We start from the raw sequence: 17,475 nt of genomic DNA on the forward strand, positions 1-17,475 counted from the left end.
CGATGGTGCGCCGCGTCCTCGCACTCACATCCGGCCGGATCGCCGTGGCGATCCTCGTGCTGATCGCCCTGCTGGCCGTCTGCGGCCCCTGGCTCGCGCCGCAGGACCCCCTGGCGACCAGCGACAACACCCTGGCCTCGGCCTCGGGCGCCCACTGGCTGGGGACGGACCACCTGGGCCGTGACGTGTTCAGCCGCCTCCTGGACGGCTCACGGATCAGCGTGCTCGGATCGCTGGAGGTCGCGCTGACGGCCCTGGTCGTCGGCGCGGTCCCGGGCATCCTGTCGGTCTATTCGGGGCGGGCCTTCGAGTGGCTGACCCTCCGTCTGGCCGACACCCTGGTCGCCCTGCCGTTCCTGCTGTTCGCCATCGCCGTGATCGCGCTGCTCGGCAACGGCATCACCCAGGCCATGCTCGTCACGGGCGCCCTGGTCTCCCCGCTCTTCTACCGGGTGTCCCGTGCCGCCACCCTGGCCGTGGCCCGCTCCCCGTACGTGGAGGCCGCCGTCATCTCCGGCGCCTCCGTCGGCTGGATCGTGCGCCGCCACGTCTGGGTCAAGGTGCTCCCGCCGATCGCGGTGGCGCTCGCCCAGACCATCGGCACGGGCTTCGTCATCGTGTCGAGCCTGACCTTCCTCGGCATCGGCGTCCAGCCGCCGGCACCCACGTGGGGCGGTCTGCTCGCCTCCGACCTGGGCTATCTCAGCCATCAGCCCTGGGCCCCGGTGGCACCCGCCCTGCTGATCATGGTGACGGTCTGGGCGTGCAACCTGCTCGCCGACGCCATCCGCGACGTCTCCGGCGAAGCGGGCCGCGCCCTGGCCGGCCGGCGAGCCGTACGCACCCGCACCTCCACCCCCGTCCCCGTGGGAGGTTCCCGATGAGGACCCTGTACCGGAGCACCGTCCCCGAACACCGCGCGGAGCACCCGGCCGCCGGACCGCCCGCCCCGCCGGTGGTCGCCGTCCGGGACCTGCACCTCACCGACCGGGTCACGGGCCGGGAGATCGTCCACGGCGTCGGCTTCGAGCTCACGCCGGGCAGGACGGTCGGCATCGTCGGCGAGTCCGGCAGCGGCAAGACCCTCACCTGCCGAGCGGTGCTCGGCATCCTGCCCCCGCACTTCGAGGTCTCCGGAGGCTCCGTCGAGATCGACGGCACCGACATCGCCACGCTGACGCCCCGTCAGTGGACGGCCCTGCGCGGCACCACGGTCGGAGCCGTGTTCCAGGACCCGGCGTCCTACCTGAACCCGTCGATCCGCGTCGGCGCCCAGATAGCCGAGGTCATCCGGGTCAAGAAGGGCGTGAAACGGCGCGAGGCGCGCCGGCAGGCCCTCGAACTCCTCGCGGCGGTGGAGCTCCGGGATCCGGAGCTGGTCTACGGGCAGTACACCTACGAGCTGTCCGGCGGCATGCTCCAGCGCGTCCTGATCGCGGCGGCGATCGCCGTCGAGCCGCGGGCCCTCATCGCCGACGAGGCCACGACCGCGCTCGACGTCACGGTCCAGGCGGAGATCCTCGACCTGCTCGCCGATCTGCGCGAGCGCACCGGCCTGGCGCTCGTCGTCGTCTCCCACGACCTGGCGGTCGTCGCCCAGCTCTGTGACGAGGTCCTCGTCCTGCGCCAGGGCGAAGTGGTGGAGCAGGGCCCGACACGGTCCGTGCTCCACGACCCGCAGCACGCGTACACCCGGCTGCTCATCTCCGAGCACGAGAGCTACGGCCTGGACCGGTTCCTCACCGACCGGGAGGCGTCATGACCAGCACCGCACAGGAGCAGGGCACCGGCGGCCGCCAGGCCCCCGTCCTGGAAGTCGAGGGCCTGGAGGTCCGTTACGGCCGGGGGCGCCGGGGCCGTAGCGCACTGCGCGGGGTCTCGCTGAGCGTCGCGCCCGGGGAGACCGTCGGCGTCATCGGCGAGACCGGATCCGGCAAGTCCACGCTGGCGCGCGCGGTGCTCGGCCTCGTGCGTGCCTCGGCGGGCTCGATCCGGGTCGGCGGCGAGGACGTCACCGGATTCGGCGACCGCCGGTGGCGCGCCCTGCGCCGACGGGGCGTCGTCCAGTACGTCTTCCAGGACCCGCTGCGCAGCCTCGACCCGGACCTCACCGTCGCGGACTCCCTGACCGAGCCGCTGCTCGTCCGGGGTGTACCGCGCGCGGAGGCGGACGAGCGGGCGCGCGCGTTCCTCGACCGGGTCCACCTGTCCGCGGACCTGCTCGGGCGGCTGCCCGGAGAGCTCTCCGGCGGCCAGCGCCAGCGGGTCGCCGTGGCCCGCGCCCTGGTCACCGAACCGGCCCTGGTCATCCTCGACGAACCGGTCAGCGCCCTGGACTCCGCCAACCGCGTCCAGGTCCTGGAGATCCTGAAGGAACTCCGCGCCTCCGGCACCTCCCTCGTCTTCATCTCCCACGACCTCGGCTCCATCGCCGGGACCGCCGACCGCGTCGCCGTGCTCCACCGGGGTGAGCTCGTCGAGGTGGGAGCGGCCCGTGACGTCATCGGACGGCCGAGGCACGCGTACACGCGCCTGCTCGTCGGATCCGCCCCGACGCTGCACACACGGACCGCCTCCCGGTCCGAGCGCGACGCCCTGCGCGCCCGGCTGAGCGACTGACAGCAGGGCTTACGGCCTTCGTCGCATCCCGCGGCACCACTGAGAGGAACACACCCATGTCCCGCAGGATCCACCTCGCACTGCACCCGTACGGAGTCGGCGGCCCCGGTCAGCACGGCCTCTGGAAGGACCCGGGCGTCGCGAAGAACGCCAGCATCGACATCAACTACTACATCCAGCAGGCCCGGGCGGCGGAACACGCCCTCTTCGACGCGCTGTTCGTCGTCGACAGCCAGTTCATCAACGCCACCTACCCCTCGCACTACCTGAACCGGCTGGAACCGCTCACCCTGCTCTCCGCCGTCGCCACCCACACCAGGAACATCGGCCTGGTCGGCACGGCGAGTTCCACCTACAACTCGCCGTTCAACCTGGCCCGCAGGTTCGCGTCGCTGGACCACATCAGCGGCGGGCGCGCCGGCTGGAACGTGGTGACCAGCTTCGACACCGGTACGTCCCGGAACTTCGGGCTCGACGAACACCTCGACTACACCACCCGCTACGGCCGCGCCCTGGAGTTCGTGCAGGTCGCGCGCGGTCTGTGGGACTCCTACGAGGACGACGCCTTCCCGGCCGACGTGGAGCGCGACGTCTTCCTCGACCCGTCCAGGCTGCACGCGCTGGACCACGACGGGGAGCACTTCAAGGTCGCCGGACCGCTCAACATCTCCCGGTCCCCGCAGGGACAGCCCGTCATCTTCCAGGCCGGGGTCTCCGCCGAGGGCCGCGACCTCGCGGCGCGCGTCGCCGAGGGCGTCTACGCCCCGGGCGGCACGCTGGAGCAGGCCCAGGAGTACTACGCCGACGTCAAGAAGCGCACCGCGGCCCACGGGCGCGACCCCGAGCACCTCAAGGTCTTCATCCACGGCGGCCCGGTCGTCGGGGCGACCGACGCGGAGGCACGGCGCCGGGAGCGGGAGATCTTCGAGGAGGACAACGACTTCGCCGGCAACCTCGCGCTGCTGGGCCGTTCCTTCGGGGCGTACGACTTCGGCGCGCACGACCTGGACGCACCGTTCCCCGACGTCGCCCACCTCGCGGAGAAGGGCGGCCGGACCGGAGCCGCGAAGATCATCGAGCGGGCCCGGGCGGAGAACCTGTCGCTGCGTCAGGTGGCCGAGTCCGTCAGCACCTTCCGCCGCTCGCCGTTCGTGGGAGCCCCGGAGACCGTCGCCGACACCATCGAGCAGTGGTACGCCGCGGGCACCCTGGACGGGATCAACCTGGCGTTCCGCAACAACGCCGACCTCGAACGGTTCGTGGACGGTGTGGTGCCGCTGCTCCAGAAGCGCGGCCTGTTCCGGACCGAGTACGAGTCGGACACCCTGCGCGGCAACCTCGGGCTGCCGCTTCCCGCGAACCGCCACACCTCCGCGCGCACGGGCGTGGCCGGCTGATGCGGTCCGCGCCCGCCCCTGACAGCCGCCCGCACCCGCCCGTACAGGAGCCTGGAATGACCGAGTACACCGACCACCACGGCCCCGCGGGGCTGCGCACGCGCGGCACCGTCCTCGTGGTGCCGGGCCGGGGCGAGACCCGGTCGGCGTACGCACGGCTCGGCGCGCGGCTGGCCGCCGACGCCTACCGGGTCCGGGTCGTCGACGCCCCGGACCTCGACGCGGGGGACCCGGACGGTTCGCTGGCCCGCTTCGGGGACCGGCTCGCCGCCGCGGCCGAGGACACGGCCGCCGGCGAGGACGGCCCGGTGCGGCCTCTCGTGCTGGTGGGGGCGGACCGGGGCGCCGTCGCGCTGGCGGCGCTGCTCGGCGGGGGCGGCGAGCCGTCCGCCGTGCGTCCGGACGCCGTGGTCCTCGCGGGGATCCCCGGCGGCGGGGCGTCCGCCGGGTCTCCCCGCGGCTGGGAGGAGGAGCTCGACGTGCGCACCGCCTGCCCCGCCCACCGGGGCACCCTGACCCGGGACACCGGCACCCGGCGCGGTGCTCTCGACGAGGCGGTTCCGCAGGCCCTGCTCGCCGCGGCGTACGCGGGCCGGACCGGCGTCCCCGCCCTGCTCCTGGTCGGCGACGCCGATCCGCTCGCGGACCGCGAGGCTCTCGTCCGCACGGCGAAGGCGCTGCCGCGCGCCCGGCTCTCGGTGGTGCGCGGCGCCCGCCACGACGTGCTGAACGACCTGCAGCACCGCTCGGTGGCGGCGGAGGTCGTCACCTTCCTGGAGACCCTGCGCAACGCACTGGTGCCGGTCGTCACGGTCGACGCGAGCGCGTGGTGAACACCGCCGGTGCCGCCCGCACCCCCGCCCCGTGGAGATCCGCCGAGCCCCGCGGCGATCCGCCGGCGTCCGCGGCGATCCGCCGGTCCGCCGGGACCTGCCGAGAGCCGCTCCGGTCCCCCGTGATCCGCCGCGCCCGTACCGATCCGTCGAGCCCCGTCGAGACCCGTAGAGAGAGGTCCCCCATGGCCACCGTCCTGTCCGTCTCCGGCAGCCCCTCCGCCACGTCCCGCACCGCACGTCTCCTGCGCCACCTGGACGACCGGCTCCGCCGGCAGGGCCACGAGGTGACACCGCTGGACGTGCGCACCCTTCCCGCCGAAGCGCTGCTGGGTGCCGACTTCCGGCATCCTGCGGTCGTCGAGGCCACCGCGCTGTTCGCGGAGGCGGACGGGGTGGTCATCGGCACGCCCGTCTACAAGGCCGCGTACTCGGGGCTGCTGAAGACCCTGCTGGACCTCCTCCCGCAGTACGCGCTGACCGGCAAGACCGTGCTGCCGCTGGCCACCGGGGGCAGCACGGCCCATGTGCTGGCCCTCGACTACGCGTTGCGCCCGGTGCTGAGCTCCATGGGCGCGGCGCACATCGTGCCGGGATGGTTCACCCTCGACACGGACCTCACCGCCGGCGCCGACGGCACGCTGACCGTCGCACCGGGCACCGCGGAGGCCCTCGCCCAGGTCACCGACGCCTTCTCCCGGGCGCTGGGCGGGCGTCCGGCCGTGCTGGCCCCGGCCGGCTGAGCGCTCACGCCTGCCGCAGGCGCCGCCAGACCGCCTTCGCCGCGTGGTGTCCGGACATGCCGTGCACCCCGGGACCGGGCGGGGTGGCCGACGAGCAGAGGAAGACGGCGGGGTGCGCGGTGGCGTACGGCACCCGGGCGAGCCTGGGCCGGATCAGCGTCTGGAGGCCGGCGAACGCCCCGGTGGCGATGTCGCCGCCGACGTAGTTGGCGTTGCGCACCGCGAGCTGCGGCGGGCCGGCGACGGCGCGGGCCAGCACCAGGTCGCGGAACCCGGGTGCGAAGCGATCCAGTTGACGCTCGACGACCTCGGTGGCGTCGCCCTGCCAGCCGGCCGGGACGTGTCCGTACGCCCAGAAGACGTGCCGCCCCTCGGGGGCCCGGCCGGGGTCGACGACGCTCGGCTGGGAGGTGATGAGAAAGGGCACCTCGGGGTCACGGCCGGCCACGGCCGCGCGCAGCGCCGCGTCGATCTCGGGGGCGGAGGGGCCGACGTGGACCGTGCCGGCCCGGCGGGCCTCCTCCGCCGTCCAGGGCACCGGCCCCGACAGCGCGTAATCGATCTTGAAGCAGGAGGGTCCGTAGCGGTAGTGGTCGTAGGCGCCGCCGAGGCCCGCGATCCGGGCGAGCGCGGTGGGCGAAGTGTCGAAGACGTAGGCGCGGGCGGGCGGGAGCTCGTCGAGGCGCCTGACCTCGACGCCGGTGCGGACGGTGCCGCCCTGTTCGCGCAGGAAGGAGGCGAGGGCGTCGGAGATCGCCTGGGAACCGCCCCGGGGCACCGGCCAGCCGTTCTCGTGCGCGGCGAGCGCGAAGAGGAGGGCGATGCCCCCGGTCGCGAAGCCGGTGGTGGGCGCGATGGCGTGTCCCGCGAGGCCCGCGATCAGGCCGCGGGCCTTCTCCCCGCGGAAACGCCGGGCGAGCAGCGCGGCCGGCTGGACCGCGTCCAGCCCGAAGCGCGCCCAGCGGTACGGGTCCCGGGGCAGGCCGTCCCACGGGGTGCGCAGGAAGTCCTCGGCGAGGGTGTCCCAGTGGCCGGTGAAGGGGGCGACCAGCCTGCGGTAGGCGCCCGCGTCCACGGGCCCCAGCGACATGGCGCTCTCCCCCACGGACCGGGTGAGCACCACGGCGGTGCCGTCCGGGAACGGGTGGGCGAGCGAGAGCGGCGGCTGGAGCCATTCGAGGCCGTGCCGGGCGAGCGGCATCGCTTTGAAGGCGGGTGATCCGATGCCGAGGGGGTGCACGGCGGAGCAGGGGTCGTGGCGGAAGCCGGGGAGGGTCAGCTCCTCGGTGCGCGCACCGCCACCGACGGTGTCCCCGGCCTCGAACACCTCCACGGAGAGGCCGCGGCGGGCCAACTCGACCGCGGCGGTCAGCCCGTTCGGGCCCGCTCCCACGACGACGGCATCCAGCATCGATGGCACCTTCGGACTCCTTTGTCAGCCGGTGACCGGGAGACCCAGGATATTCGGGGACACCGACAGCGGGCCCCCGGGTGGCCCTCCACCCCGTGCACGGGGCACGCGCCCCCTCACCGGCGGTCCCCCGGCTCGCTCCTGCGCCCGTCGCGGAGGCCGTCGCGGAGGCCGTCGCCCCGGCCGGAAGCGGAATCCGCGGCACGCGTCCGGTCCGGCTCCGGAGACCTCGGCGAGGAGGGGCCGGTCCTCAGGCCTGTGCGCCGGTGCGCAGGGCCCGGAGGATCCGCTCGGCGGTCTCCGCGTCCCGGGCCGCGGTGAACGGGAGGTCGTTCCCGCCGGTGATGCGGAACGGGACGCCGGAGAGTGTCGACTGGGTGCCGCCCGCCTCGGTGACGAGGAGCAGTCCGGCCGCGTGGTCCCACGCGAACTCCCAGTTGAAGGCGATCGCGTCCTGCGCGCCACAGGCGACGGCGAGGTACTCCAGGCCCGCCGATCCGCAGGCGCGGGCGTCGATGCCCTCGGTGCGCAGGCCGAGCAGGGCGCGCTTCTGGGCGTCGGAGGTGTAGTCGGGGTGGGACATCGCCACCTTGAGCACGGCGCCGGGCGCGGGCGAACCGCTGTGCACCGGCCGGCCGTTGAGCGTGGCGCCCCGGCCCCGCACGGCGACGGCCATCTCGTCGAGCACGGGGGCGTACGTCCACGAGGCGTGGACCTCGCCGTGCAGGGCGAGGGCCACCAGGGTGCAGAAGCCGGGCTCGCCGCGGACGAACTGGCGGGTGCCGTCCACAGGGTCGACGATCCACACGGGTGCGTCGCCGCCGAGGGCGTCGTAGACGGCGGGGTCGGCGTGCACAGCCTCCTCGCCGACGACGGCCGAGCCGGGCAGCAGCCGGGTCAGGGACGCGGTGAGGTGTTCCTCGGCGAGCCGGTCGGCGGCGGTGACCAGGTCGTGCGGGCCGCTCTTCTCGACGATCTCGTGCGCGGCGAGCTGCCGGTAGCGCGGCAGGATCTCCGCGGCTGCCGCCGCCCGGACCGCCGCCTCGACCGCGGCCGTCGCCCCGGTGGTCCCGTACAGGAAGTCATCGATCATGCGTCCAGCTAAGCACGGTCCGCCTGGGCCGCCACGGGCAGGTGCTCAGCGGCCGACGGCGTATCCCTGCATGCCGCGGGGGTTCGCGGCCGCGGAGAGGACGCCGGTCCGCGGGTCGCGGGCGACGGCGCACAGGCGGCCCTCGGACCAGGGGTCGCCCACCGTGACCTCGTGGCCCCGCCGGCGCAGGTCCTCGACGATCCCGGGGTCCGTGCCCTCCTCGACGGTGACGCTCCCCGGGCGCATCCCGCGCGGGTGGAAGGAGCCGGGGAAGCTGTCGTTGTGCCAGTTGGGGGCGTCGATCGCGCCCTGGAGGTCGAGGCCGCCGCGGACCGGGTCGCGGAGCACCACGGCGAGGAAGAAGTGCAGCTGCCACTGGTCCTGCTGGTCCCCGCCCGGGGTGCCGAACGCCATGACGGGCACCCCGTCGCGCAGGGCGAGGGACGGGGTCAGTGTGGTGCGCGGGCGCCGGCCCGGGGTCAGCGTGTTCGGCAGGCCCTCGTCGAGCCAGGCCATCTGCAGCCGGGTGCCCAGCGGGAAGCCGAGCTCGGGCACGACCGGGTTGGACTGGAGCCAGCCGCCGCTCGGCGTGGCGGCGACCATGTTCCCCCAGCGGTCGACGATGTCGAGGTGGCAGGTGTCGCCGCGGGTCGCGCCGTCCCGGGCGACGGTGGGTTCGCCGGCTCCCGGCGCCGTGGCGCCCGGGGTGCCGGCACCGGCGGCGACCGCGCGGGCGTGCGCGCTGAGGAGGGGGGTGCGGCCCCCGGGGCTGCCGGGGCGCAGCTCCCGCGAGGCGGTGTCGCCGATCAGGGCGCGGCGTTCGTCGTTGTAGGCGTCGGAGAGCAGGGCGTCGAGGGGGACCTCGGCGGCGTCGCCGTACCAGGCCTCGCGGTCGGCCATGGCGAGCTTGCAGCCCTCGACGAGCAGGTGGACGTAGGCGGCCGAGCCGTACGCCGGGAGTTCGGCCGGGAGGAGCGCGAGCTGCTGGAGGAAGGCGGGGCCCTGGCTCCAGCCGCCCGCCTTGGCGAGGGTCCAGCCGTTCCAGTCGTACGTGGCGGGCGCCTCGTACGTCGCGGACCAGCCCGCCAGGTCGGCGGCGGTGAGGGTGCCGGTGTGGCGGGCCCCGCTGGTGTCCAGGGTGGGGACGGCTGCCAGGCGGACCAGCGCCTCGGCGACGAAGCCCGTGCGCCAGATGTCGCGGGCGGCCTCGATCACGGCGACCCGGTCCCCGCCGCCCCTCTGCTGCGCCTCGGCGGTCAGGCGCCGCCAGGTCGCGGCGAGGGCCGGGTTGCGGAACAGCGTGCCGGGCTCGGGGGCCTTCCCGCCGGGGAGGTAGACCTCGGCGGAGGTCGGCCACTCGGTCTCGAACACCTCGCGGACGGTCTCCACGGTCCACCCGACCCGCTCCACGGGGGCGTGGCCCTCCTCGGCGTATCCGACGGCGTACCGCAGGACCTCGGCGAGGGACTTGGTGCCGTGGTCGCGCAGCAGCAGCATCCAGGCGTCGAACGCGCCGGGCACCGCGGCGGCGAGCGGTCCGGTGCCGGGGACCAGGTCGAGGCCGAGCGAGCGGTAGTGCGCGGCCGACGCCCCGGCGGGGGCGGGTCCCTGGCCGCACAGCACCCGCACCTCGCCGTCCTTCGGGGCGAGGATGATCGGGACCTCCCCGGCCGGGCCGTTGAGGTGGGGTTCGACGACGTGCAGGACGAAACCGGCGGCGACGGCCGCGTCGTAGGCGTTGCCGCCGTCCTCCAGAACAGCCATCGCGGACTGCGAGGCGAGCCAGTGAGTGGACGACACCATGCCGAAGGTGCCCTGGAGGGTGGGGCGGGTGGTGAACATACGGGGTCTCACCTCGCTGTGTACGCGCGTCGGACGATCGGATCCGCACTCAGGACCGGGCCTGGGCAGAATCTGGGGAATCGGGACCGGAATTCCCCTCCGCCCGCTCCCTCAGCAGGATATCGATCGCCCTGGAGCTCATCTCCCCCGCCTCCGGCATGACATGCGCAGAGTGATCGAGCGTGATGGCCGGCGAGGAATGCCCCGCCCACGTGGTGCGTGTGACGGCGCAGCACCACGTCGATGAGCCGCGCCCGGGCACCACGTACAACACCTACCTGCCCGACGCCGAAGCCGTCATCATCGGCGAGCAGCAGAACTTCGCCCCGAACCACACCGCCGGCATCGACCCCACGCCGTTCGTCCTGCTCGCCGGACGCACCGGCCAGAGCTGGTGCTGACTGAAGTCGCCGGTACGTCAGCTCGTCCTGGGGCAGCCGGGCAGGCCCTCCCGCACATCACAGGCCCGTCCCCAGCACCACGGCGAGCGCCGTCAGCAGCATGCACAGGGCGATGTTGACCGTCCGGTGCTCCCAGAAGACCGCGACGAACTCGCGGATCGTGGCGCTCGGCCAGAAGTAGGAAGCGGTGGGAGAGCCCAGGACCTGACCACGTACGCCTTCCCGGCGAGCGGTCATCGCTGCGCGGAAGGCATGGAAGTTGTTCGTCACGACCACGCACACATAGCGTTCGTCGGTCTCCTCCATCATCCTGCGGCTGAAGCGCAGGTTCTCCGACGTCGTGCGAGAACGGGGCTCCTCCAGCACGAGATCCGGGTCGGCACCTTCGGCGATCAGCCAGCGGCCCATCGCCTCGGCCTCCGGCAGCTGTTCGTCCGGCCCCTGCCCGCCGGAGACCAGCAGCACCGGAGCAACCGCGCCGCGCGCCACCTGCTGCGTGTGGATGCTCAGGCCGGTGCGCAGGCGTGAGGCGAGCAGCGGAGGTACACGTTCACCGCCGATGAGACCCGAACCCAACATCACTACGAAGTCCACGTCGCCTCGCACACGGATACGCCCGTACAGAAAGGCGTAGACGAGAAAGCAGAGGAAGAGGAACGCGATGTAGCCAGTGACCAGCACCAGGGCAAGAACGAAGGAACGATATGCCTTCGAGTTGCCGAGGTAGTCGGCCGTGGCGACCAGCGCGAGGATGGCGAAGATGCCGACCCCGGCCAGCCCTGACAAGAGGTTGGCGGGTCTGCGGCCCTCCTTGCGGATCATGGTGAGGCCGTTGGCGACGAGAAAGCCGCCGAGGACCATGATGGCGAGCACGGGGACAAGGAAGACCAACGAGTACACCAGGACAGCCCGTTGTTGCGGCAGCCGGTCCACCTGCGTGAGCAGGGCGTTCGAGAGGGCCAGCACGGTCAGGCCGAGCAGGACGGCGTTGCGGAACTGCCGGCGGTCCTGCCGTACACCCCAGCAGAACCACAGGAGGAAGACGGCCGGCGGGGCGAAAGCGAACACGAAGAACCTCGGATGCATCAGCGGCGCGGTGAGGACGGTGTGGAGCAGAGGGTTGCAGCGGGTGCGGTGCGAGAAGTGGCTACTTCCCGGACCGGCGGTTCTCCTCGAGCCAGTCCTTGTTCGTCTGCCAGGCGTACAGGGTGCCGTTCTCCAGCGAGACGTAGTAGGAGTCGCACCGGCCGGTCGCACGGCCCGCGGCATCCGGCGGGAACCACGTCGCACTCATCTCCGGCCCCGGGGCCGGTTGCCCGTCGAGCGGCTCGCATGACGCGGGCAGCCTGCCGTTGCCGAGTTTCGCCTTCAGGATGCGTTCACCGCCGGTGGTCCGCATCGCGTACTCCACCGAGGCGGCGTCATCCGGCAGCCAGTGCGGCACCGATCCACGTTCTTCCTTGGCCTCTTTGCCCGTGGCGTAGGACGACTTCTGCTCATGGCGCCCGTCATACCACTGCGTGGCCTCGGGTACGGCCACAGCGGCCGCCACTCCGACCACCGCCAAGGCCCCCACGATGCCTATCAGAACGCCGCGCATGCTCTCTCCCGTTCGCATTCGCCTCCGCGTGAGGCCACGCGAGGGCGCTGATCTTTGCCTCCCGTCATCCTTCCATCCCGATAATCATTAATCGTCACACTTTGAGGCATTTGGTCGTACGCTTTCAGTCGCATACACCCCCTAGGGGTGCATACGAGATCGGTTGCCTCATCCGGCCCGGCGAGCCTTCCCGGGACTCCGGCGGCACCGCCGATACACGCCCGCCTCGCAGTGGCTCCCGGACCCGCCGGCCGGTGGCCCGGCAGCGGGCGGAGCGCCGCTTCCGGAGGTAGACATGGGGAGGGGTTCCGGGGCGGGCCCGGGCTCCTCGGCGGAGCGGGAAGGGGAACGAGGACGTGCATGGTGAGTACAAGGTGCCCGGCGGCAAACTCGTCGTCGTGGATCTGGACGTCCGGGACGGCGTGCTGCGGGACGTGCGGGTCGCCGGCGACTTCTTCCTGGAGCCCGACGAGGCCGTCCTCGCGATCGACGCGGCCCTGGAGGGCGCGCCGTCGTCGACGGACGCCGCGGGCCTGGCGGCCCGGATCACGGCGGCGCTGCCGGACTCGGTCGTGATGCTGGGGCTGACCGCGGAGGGCGTCGGCACCGCCGTCCGGCGGGCGCTGGCCCACGCGACCGAATGGAGCGACTTCGACTGGCAGTTGGTGCACGTGGAGCCGCAGGCCCCGGCGCTGCACATGGCGCTGGACGAGGTCCTCACCGCCGAGGTGGCCGCCGGGCGCCGCGCCCCCACACTGCGGGTCTGGGAGTGGGCCTCCCCCGCCGTGGTCATCGGGAGCTTCCAGTCGCTGCGGAACGAGGTGGACCCCGACGGGGCGGCCAGGCACGGGATGACCGTGGTGCGGCGGGTCTCCGGGGGCGGGGCCATGTTCGTGGAACCCATGAGCACGATCACGTACTCGCTGTCCGTACCGGATTCCCTGGTGTCGGGCCTCACCTTCGCCGACAGCTACGCCTACCTCGACGACTGGGTCCTGGAGGCGCTCGCCGATCTGGGCGTCCGCGCCTGGTACCAGCCCCTCAACGACATCGCCACCGACGCCGGCAAGATCGCCGGGGCCGCCCAGAAGCGGATGGTGGGCCCCGACGGCGGTCCGGGAGCCGTCCTGCACCACGTGACCATGTCGTACGACATCGACGCGGACAAGATGCTGGAGGTCCTGCGCATCGGCAGGGAGAAGCTGTCCGGCAAGGGGACCGGGAGCGCCGCGAAGCGCGTGGACCCGCTCCGCCGGCAGACCGGCCTCGCCCGCGAGCAGGTGATCGACCACATGATCGCCTCGTTCCGCGACCGCTACGGGCTGGCCACCGGCCGGATCACCCCGGACGAGCTGGCACGGGCGCAGGAGCTGGTGCGGACCAAGTTCGCCACCGAGGAGTGGACCGCGCGCGTGCCCTGAGCGCACTCCGGCCGCGTGGCCGCCGCCCGCTGCCCTCCACCCGGACCCGGCCCTGCCACATCGCCGGGAGGTCCGCCGCGCGGGCCGGGACGCCTGCGCAGGGGGCGCATGGACCGAGGCGCCTGGGCCGTGGTGCGTGAGCCGGAGCGCCCGGCCCCACCCGTTTCCCGGGTGCCGTCGGTCCGCGCTCCGCCGGCGGGGCCCGCGGCGCCGGACGCGCGAACGCCCCGACGGGCGCGCGGGGCGCCTGCCGGGGCGTTCGGGTGCGGCCGGGGATCAGCCCAGGGTCGCGATGGCCTTGTTGAAGGTGGCCGAGGGACGCATGACGGCCTCCGCCTTGGCCGGGTCGGGCTGGTAGTAGCCGCCGATGTCGGCCGGCTTGCCCTGGACGGCGATCAGCTCGTCGACGATGGTCTGCTCCTGCTCGGCCAGCGTCGCGGCGAGCGGGCCGAACGCCTCGGCGAGCGCGGCGTCGTCGGTCTGGCGCGCCAGCTCCTGGGCCCAGTACAGCGCCAGGTAGAAGTGGCTGCCGCGGTTGTCGATCCCGCCGAGCTTGCGGCTCGGGGACTTGTCCTCGTTGAGGAAGGTGCCGGTCGCCCGGTCCAGGGTGTCACCGAGCACCCGGGCGCGCGCGTTGTCCGTGGTGGTCGCCAGGTGCTCGAAGCTGACCGCGAGCGCGAGGAACTCGCCCAGGCTGTCCCAGCGCAGGTAGTCCTCCTTGACCAGCTGCTGGACGTGCTTGGGCGCGGAACCGCCGGCGCCGGTCTCGAACAGCCCGCCGCCGTTCATGAGCGGGACGACCGAGAGCATCTTCGCGCTGGTGCCCAGCTCCAGGATCGGGAACAGGTCGGTGAGGTAGTCACGCAGCACGTTGCCGGTGACCGAGATGGTGTCCTCGCCGCGGCGGATGCGCTCCAGGGAGAACGCCGTGGCCTCCTGCGGCGTACGGATGGAGAGGTCCAGGCCGTCGGTGTCGTGCTCGGCGAGGTAGGTGTTGACCTTGGCGATGAGGTTGGCGTCGTGCGCGCGGCCCTCGTCGAGCCAGAACACGGCCGGGCTGCCGGTCGCGCGGGCGCGGGTGACGGCGAGCTTGACCCAGTCCTGGATGGGCAGGTCCTTGGTCTGGCACATGCGGAAGATGTCGCCGGCGCCGACGGCCTGCTCCAGCAGGACCTCGCCCGAACCGTCGACGACCCGCACGGTGCCGGTGGCGGGGACCTCGAAGGTCTTGTCGTGGCTGCCGTACTCCTCGGCCTTCTGCGCCATCAGGCCGACGTTGGGCACGGAGCCCATGGTCGACGGGTCGAAGGCGCCGTTGGCGCGGCAGTCGTCGATGACGACCTGGTAGACACCGGCGTAGCTGCTGTCCGGGAGGACGGCGATGGTGTCGGCCTCGTTGCCGTCCGGACCCCACATGTGGCCGGAGGTGCGGATCATGGCCGGCATGGACGCGTCGACGATGACGTCGCTGGGGACGTGCAGGTTGGTGATGCCCTTGTCGGAGTCGACCATCGCCAGGGCGGGGCCCTCGGCGAGCTCGGCCTCGAAGGACGCCTTGATCTCGGCGCCGGCGTCCACGGAGTCGAGCCCCTTGAGGATGCCGCCGAGGCCGTCGTTCGGCGTCAGGCCGGCCGCGGCGAGCACGTCGCCGTGGGCGGCGAAGGTCTTCGGGAAGAAGGCGCGGACCACGTGGCCGAAGATGATCGGGTCGGAGACCTTCATCATGGTGGCCTTGAGGTGCACGGAGAACAGGACGTCCTCGGCCTTGGCGCGCGCGACCTGGGCGGTGAAGAACTCACGCAGCGCGGCGACGCGCATGACGGCCGCGTCCACGACCTCGCCCGCCAGGACCGGGACGGACTCGCGCAGCACGGTGGTGGTGCCGTCGTCGCCCGCGAGCTCGATGCGCAGCGTGCCGGCCTCGCCGATGACGACGGACTTCTCCGTCGAGCGGAAGTCGTCGACGCCCATGGTGGCGACGTTCGTCTTCGAGTCGGCGCTCCAGGCACCCATGCGGTGCGGGTGGGCCTTGGCGTAGTTCTTGACCGAGGCAGGGGCGCGGCGGTCGGAGTTGCCCTCGCGCAGGACGGGGTTCACCGCGCTGCCCTTGACCTTGTCGTAGCGCGCGCGGACATCCTTGTCCTCGTCGGTCCGCGGGTCGTCCGGGTAGTCCGGGAGCGCGTAGCCCTGCTCCTGGAGCTCCGCGATCGCGGCCTTCAGCTGCGGGATCGAGGCCGAGATGTTGGGCAGCTTGATGATGTTGGCACCGGGGGTCCCGGCCAGCTCACCGAGCTCGGCGAGCGCGTCATCGATACGCTGGTCGGCCTTGAGACGCTCCGGGAAGCCGGCGATGATCCGCCCCGCCAGGGAGATGTCGCGGCGCTCGACCGTGACGCCGGCGGTCGAGGCGTACGCCTCGACGACGGGCAGGAACGAGTACGTCGCCAGGGCAGGGGCCTCGTCGGTGTGCGTATAGATGATGGTCGAGTCAGTCACCGGGTGCTCCGCTCCACGTCTGCAACATTGCTTGACATCAAGATATCTCGTGCCCGGCACCCTCTCCACAGTGGCCCGCGCCATCGCGGCGGAACCGGTCGCTCCTGTCCGGTGGGGCCGGGCCTGCCGTGCGGTCAGTGTCCGGGCGCCCCGCGGTGTGCCGGCGGCCGGTGGGCGTACCAGCGGCGGTCGGCCTCCAGCTGGGCCGCGAGGGAGACCAGCAGGGCCTCGCTGCGGGAGGGGCCGAGGAGCTGGGCGCCGAGGGGCAGCCCGTCCCGGGTGAAGCCGGCGGGGACGTTGACGCCGGGCCAGCCGAGGACGTTCCAGGGCCAGGCGTAGGGGCAGGCCGAGGTCATCGCGAGGTCGGTGCGCCAGGCGCCGAGCCGGTCGAAGGCCCCGATCCGTGGGGGCGGTGCGGCCGTGGTCGGGGTGAGCAGCACGTCGTACCCGGTCCCGCCGCGGGCGGTGTCGAAGAAGGCGCCGATCCGGGCGTGCTGGCGCACCTCCCGTGCGCGGGCGGCCCGCACGATCCGGCCGCCGAGCCGGGTCCCGGTGCGCAGGGCGCTGCGGGTGCGCGGGTCCAGGAGCCCTGGTTCGGGATGCAGTGCGGCGAGTTCGGCGATGCCCGCGGTCGCCCGGGGCACGAAGGAGAGGCCGATCAGTCCGTAGCGCGGGCCGGCCTCCTCGACGTGGTGGCCGAGTCCGGCGAGGGCGTCGGCGAGCGCGGTGACGGCGCGGACGACCTCGGGGTGCGGCGCGTTCCGGGTGAGGGTGAGCGGGGGCCGCAGGGACAGGCCGATGCGCAGCCTGCCCGGGTCGCGGCGGGCCGCGGCGGAGGCGTCGACGGCGGGCGGGCGGTGCGGGTCCCCGGGGTGCGGTCCCGCGGCGGCGTCCAGGAGGAGGGCGGCGTCGGCGACGGTACGGGCGAGCGGGCCGTTGACCGTGAGGCCCTGGAAGGCGTCGGTGCGGGGGTGCACGGAGATCCGGCCCCGCTGGGGTTTGATGCCGACGAGGTGGGTCCAGGCGGCGGGGATGCGGATGGAACCGGCACCGTCCGAGCCCAGTGCGGCGGGGACGAGTCCGGCGGCCACGGCCGCCGCGGAGCCGCCGGACGAGCCGCCGGGTGTGTGGGCGGGGTTCCACGGGTTGCGGGTGGCCCCGAACGCCGGCCCCTCGGTGAACGCCCACTGCCCCAGCTCGCAGGAGTTGGTCTTGCCGACGACGACGGCCCCGGCGGCCCTGAGCCTGCGGACGGCTTCGCTGTCGGTGGTGGCGGGCGGGCGCACGCCGTCGCAGCCGAAGTGGGTGGGCAGGCCGGCGACGTCGGTGTCGTCCTTGACCGCGACCGGCACCCCGAGCAGCGGGAGCCGCTCACCGGCGCCGAGGCGCCGGTCGGCCTCGGCGGCCTCGGCGAGCGCGGCCTCCGTGCGCAGGTGCCGGAAGGCGTTGAGGGTCGGCCGGCTCGCCTCGATGCGGGCCAGTGCCGCGGTGACCAGCGCGGTCGAGGTGGTCCGGCCCTCGGCCAGCTCCCTGGCGCAGTCCACGAGTCCCGGCCGGGCGGACGGCTCCGCCGGCCCCGGCGGACCGGTCCGCTCCCTGGGATCCGCTGCGGACATCGC

15 protein-coding genes are annotated in these 17,475 nt (G+C 73.5%); 8 read left to right on the plus strand and 7 right to left on the minus strand.

Translation table 11 applies throughout. The features are described from left to right. Window positions 1–2: 2 nt before the first annotated feature. The 6 genes from ABZ172_RS26780 to ssuE all read left to right on the plus strand — a co-directional run bounded on the left by ABZ172_RS26780 (window position 3) and on the right by ssuE (window position 5,592). Window positions 3–884 carry an ABC transporter permease gene (locus tag ABZ172_RS26780; protein ID WP_356887373.1) on the plus strand — a complete coding sequence of 294 codons (882 nt, stop codon included), beginning with the start codon at window positions 3–5 and terminating at the stop codon, window positions 882–884. Beyond that, window positions 881–1,762, plus strand: coding sequence for an ABC transporter ATP-binding protein (locus tag ABZ172_RS26785; RefSeq protein ID WP_356887321.1), 882 nt, complete (start codon window positions 881–883; stop codon window positions 1,760–1,762). The genes ABZ172_RS26780 and ABZ172_RS26785 overlap by 4 nt, the downstream gene beginning before the upstream one ends. Then, the gene (locus ABZ172_RS26790; protein ID WP_356887323.1) at window positions 1,759–2,619 is read left to right on the plus strand and encodes an ABC transporter ATP-binding protein; all 861 of its coding nucleotides are present in this window, start codon (window positions 1,759–1,761) and stop codon (window positions 2,617–2,619) included. Before ABZ172_RS26785 ends, ABZ172_RS26790 begins: the two co-directional genes overlap by 4 nt. A gap of 56 nt (window positions 2,620–2,675) precedes the next feature. Next, entirely contained in the window at window positions 2,676–4,016 is a 1,341-nt protein-coding gene (locus tag ABZ172_RS26795; protein WP_356887325.1) for an NtaA/DmoA family FMN-dependent monooxygenase, read from the plus strand. A gap of 56 nt (window positions 4,017–4,072) precedes the next feature. After that, window positions 4,073–4,849, plus strand: coding sequence for an alpha/beta hydrolase (locus ABZ172_RS26800; protein ID WP_356887327.1), 777 nt, complete (start codon window positions 4,073–4,075; stop codon window positions 4,847–4,849). 185 nt (window positions 4,850–5,034) lie between these two features. Beyond that, window positions 5,035–5,592 (plus strand): NADPH-dependent FMN reductase, encoded by a 558-nt coding sequence (ssuE, locus tag ABZ172_RS26805; protein WP_356887329.1) that lies wholly within the window; start codon window positions 5,035–5,037, stop codon window positions 5,590–5,592. A gap of 4 nt (window positions 5,593–5,596) precedes the next feature. Here the strand turns inward: ssuE and ABZ172_RS26810 are convergent, their stop codons facing one another. The 3 genes from ABZ172_RS26810 to ABZ172_RS26820 all read right to left on the minus strand — a co-directional run bounded on the left by ABZ172_RS26810 (window position 5,597) and on the right by ABZ172_RS26820 (window position 9,938). Beyond that, the gene (locus tag ABZ172_RS26810; RefSeq protein WP_356887331.1) at window positions 5,597–7,012 is read right to left on the minus strand and encodes an NAD(P)/FAD-dependent oxidoreductase; all 1,416 of its coding nucleotides are present in this window, start codon (window positions 7,010–7,012) and stop codon (window positions 5,597–5,599) included. A gap of 241 nt (window positions 7,013–7,253) precedes the next feature. Further along, window positions 7,254–8,096: an inositol monophosphatase family protein gene (locus tag ABZ172_RS26815; RefSeq protein WP_356887333.1), complete on the minus strand. Its 843-nt coding sequence runs from the start codon at window positions 8,094–8,096 to the stop codon at window positions 7,254–7,256. A 45-nt stretch (window positions 8,097–8,141) separates the two neighbouring features. Then, a complete protein-coding gene (locus tag ABZ172_RS26820; protein ID WP_356887335.1) occupies window positions 8,142–9,938 on the minus strand; it encodes a gamma-glutamyltransferase in 1,797 nt (598 codons plus the stop codon). A gap of 212 nt (window positions 9,939–10,150) precedes the next feature. Here ABZ172_RS26820 and ABZ172_RS26825 point away from each other — a divergent pair, with 212 nt between their 5' ends. Next, entirely contained in the window at window positions 10,151–10,339 is a 189-nt protein-coding gene (locus tag ABZ172_RS26825) for a hypothetical protein (RefSeq protein ID WP_356887337.1), read from the plus strand. 57 nt (window positions 10,340–10,396) lie between these two features. Here the strand turns inward: ABZ172_RS26825 and ABZ172_RS26830 are convergent, their stop codons facing one another. Beyond that, window positions 10,397–11,407: a YdcF family protein gene (locus ABZ172_RS26830; RefSeq protein ID WP_356887339.1), complete on the minus strand. Its 1,011-nt coding sequence runs from the start codon at window positions 11,405–11,407 to the stop codon at window positions 10,397–10,399. 79 nt (window positions 11,408–11,486) lie between these two features. After that, window positions 11,487–11,939 (minus strand): hypothetical protein, encoded by a 453-nt coding sequence (locus tag ABZ172_RS26835; RefSeq protein ID WP_356887341.1) that lies wholly within the window; start codon window positions 11,937–11,939, stop codon window positions 11,487–11,489. Window positions 11,940–12,295: 356 nt separating this feature from the next. Between ABZ172_RS26835 and ABZ172_RS26840 the strand changes: the two genes are divergently transcribed. Then, the gene (locus ABZ172_RS26840) at window positions 12,296–13,360 is read left to right on the plus strand and encodes a biotin/lipoate A/B protein ligase family protein (protein ID WP_356887343.1); all 1,065 of its coding nucleotides are present in this window, start codon (window positions 12,296–12,298) and stop codon (window positions 13,358–13,360) included. 276 nt (window positions 13,361–13,636) lie between these two features. Here the strand turns inward: ABZ172_RS26840 and ABZ172_RS26845 are convergent, their stop codons facing one another. Next, window positions 13,637–15,856 (minus strand): NADP-dependent isocitrate dehydrogenase, encoded by a 2,220-nt coding sequence (locus ABZ172_RS26845; RefSeq protein WP_356887345.1) that lies wholly within the window; start codon window positions 15,854–15,856, stop codon window positions 13,637–13,639. A 134-nt stretch (window positions 15,857–15,990) separates the two neighbouring features. Then, window positions 15,991–17,472, minus strand: coding sequence for an amidase (locus ABZ172_RS26850; RefSeq protein WP_356887347.1), 1,482 nt, complete (start codon window positions 17,470–17,472; stop codon window positions 15,991–15,993). Between the last annotated feature and the right edge of the window lie 3 nt (window positions 17,473–17,475).

Source organism: Streptomyces sp. NPDC006296 (assembly GCF_040613235.1).
In the GTDB taxonomy this organism is placed as follows: domain Bacteria; phylum Actinomycetota; class Actinomycetes; order Streptomycetales; family Streptomycetaceae; genus Streptomyces.

Bases quoted from the DNA above. Each gene is read 5' to 3' on its own strand.
- ABZ172_RS26780 (WP_356887373.1), top strand. From the start codon at position 3: ATGGTGCGCCGCGTCCTCGCACTCACATCCGGCCGGATCGCCGTGGCG.
- ABZ172_RS26785 (WP_356887321.1), top strand. From the start codon at position 881: ATGAGGACCCTGTACCGGAGCACCGTCCCCGAACACCGCGCGGAGCAC.
- ABZ172_RS26790 (WP_356887323.1), top strand. From the start codon at position 1,759: ATGACCAGCACCGCACAGGAGCAGGGCACCGGCGGCCGCCAGGCCCCC.
- ABZ172_RS26795 (WP_356887325.1), top strand. From the start codon at position 2,676: ATGTCCCGCAGGATCCACCTCGCACTGCACCCGTACGGAGTCGGCGGC.
- ABZ172_RS26800 (WP_356887327.1), top strand. From the start codon at position 4,073: ATGACCGAGTACACCGACCACCACGGCCCCGCGGGGCTGCGCACGCGC.
- ssuE (WP_356887329.1), top strand. From the start codon at position 5,035: ATGGCCACCGTCCTGTCCGTCTCCGGCAGCCCCTCCGCCACGTCCCGC.
- ABZ172_RS26815 (WP_356887333.1), bottom strand. From the start codon at position 8,096: ATGATCGATGACTTCCTGTACGGGACCACCGGGGCGACGGCCGCGGTC.
- ABZ172_RS26820 (WP_356887335.1), bottom strand. From the start codon at position 9,938: ATGTTCACCACCCGCCCCACCCTCCAGGGCACCTTCGGCATGGTGTCG.
- ABZ172_RS26835 (WP_356887341.1), bottom strand. From the start codon at position 11,939: ATGCGCGGCGTTCTGATAGGCATCGTGGGGGCCTTGGCGGTGGTCGGA.
- ABZ172_RS26850 (WP_356887347.1), bottom strand. From the start codon at position 17,472: ATGTCCGCAGCGGATCCCAGGGAGCGGACCGGTCCGCCGGGGCCGGCG.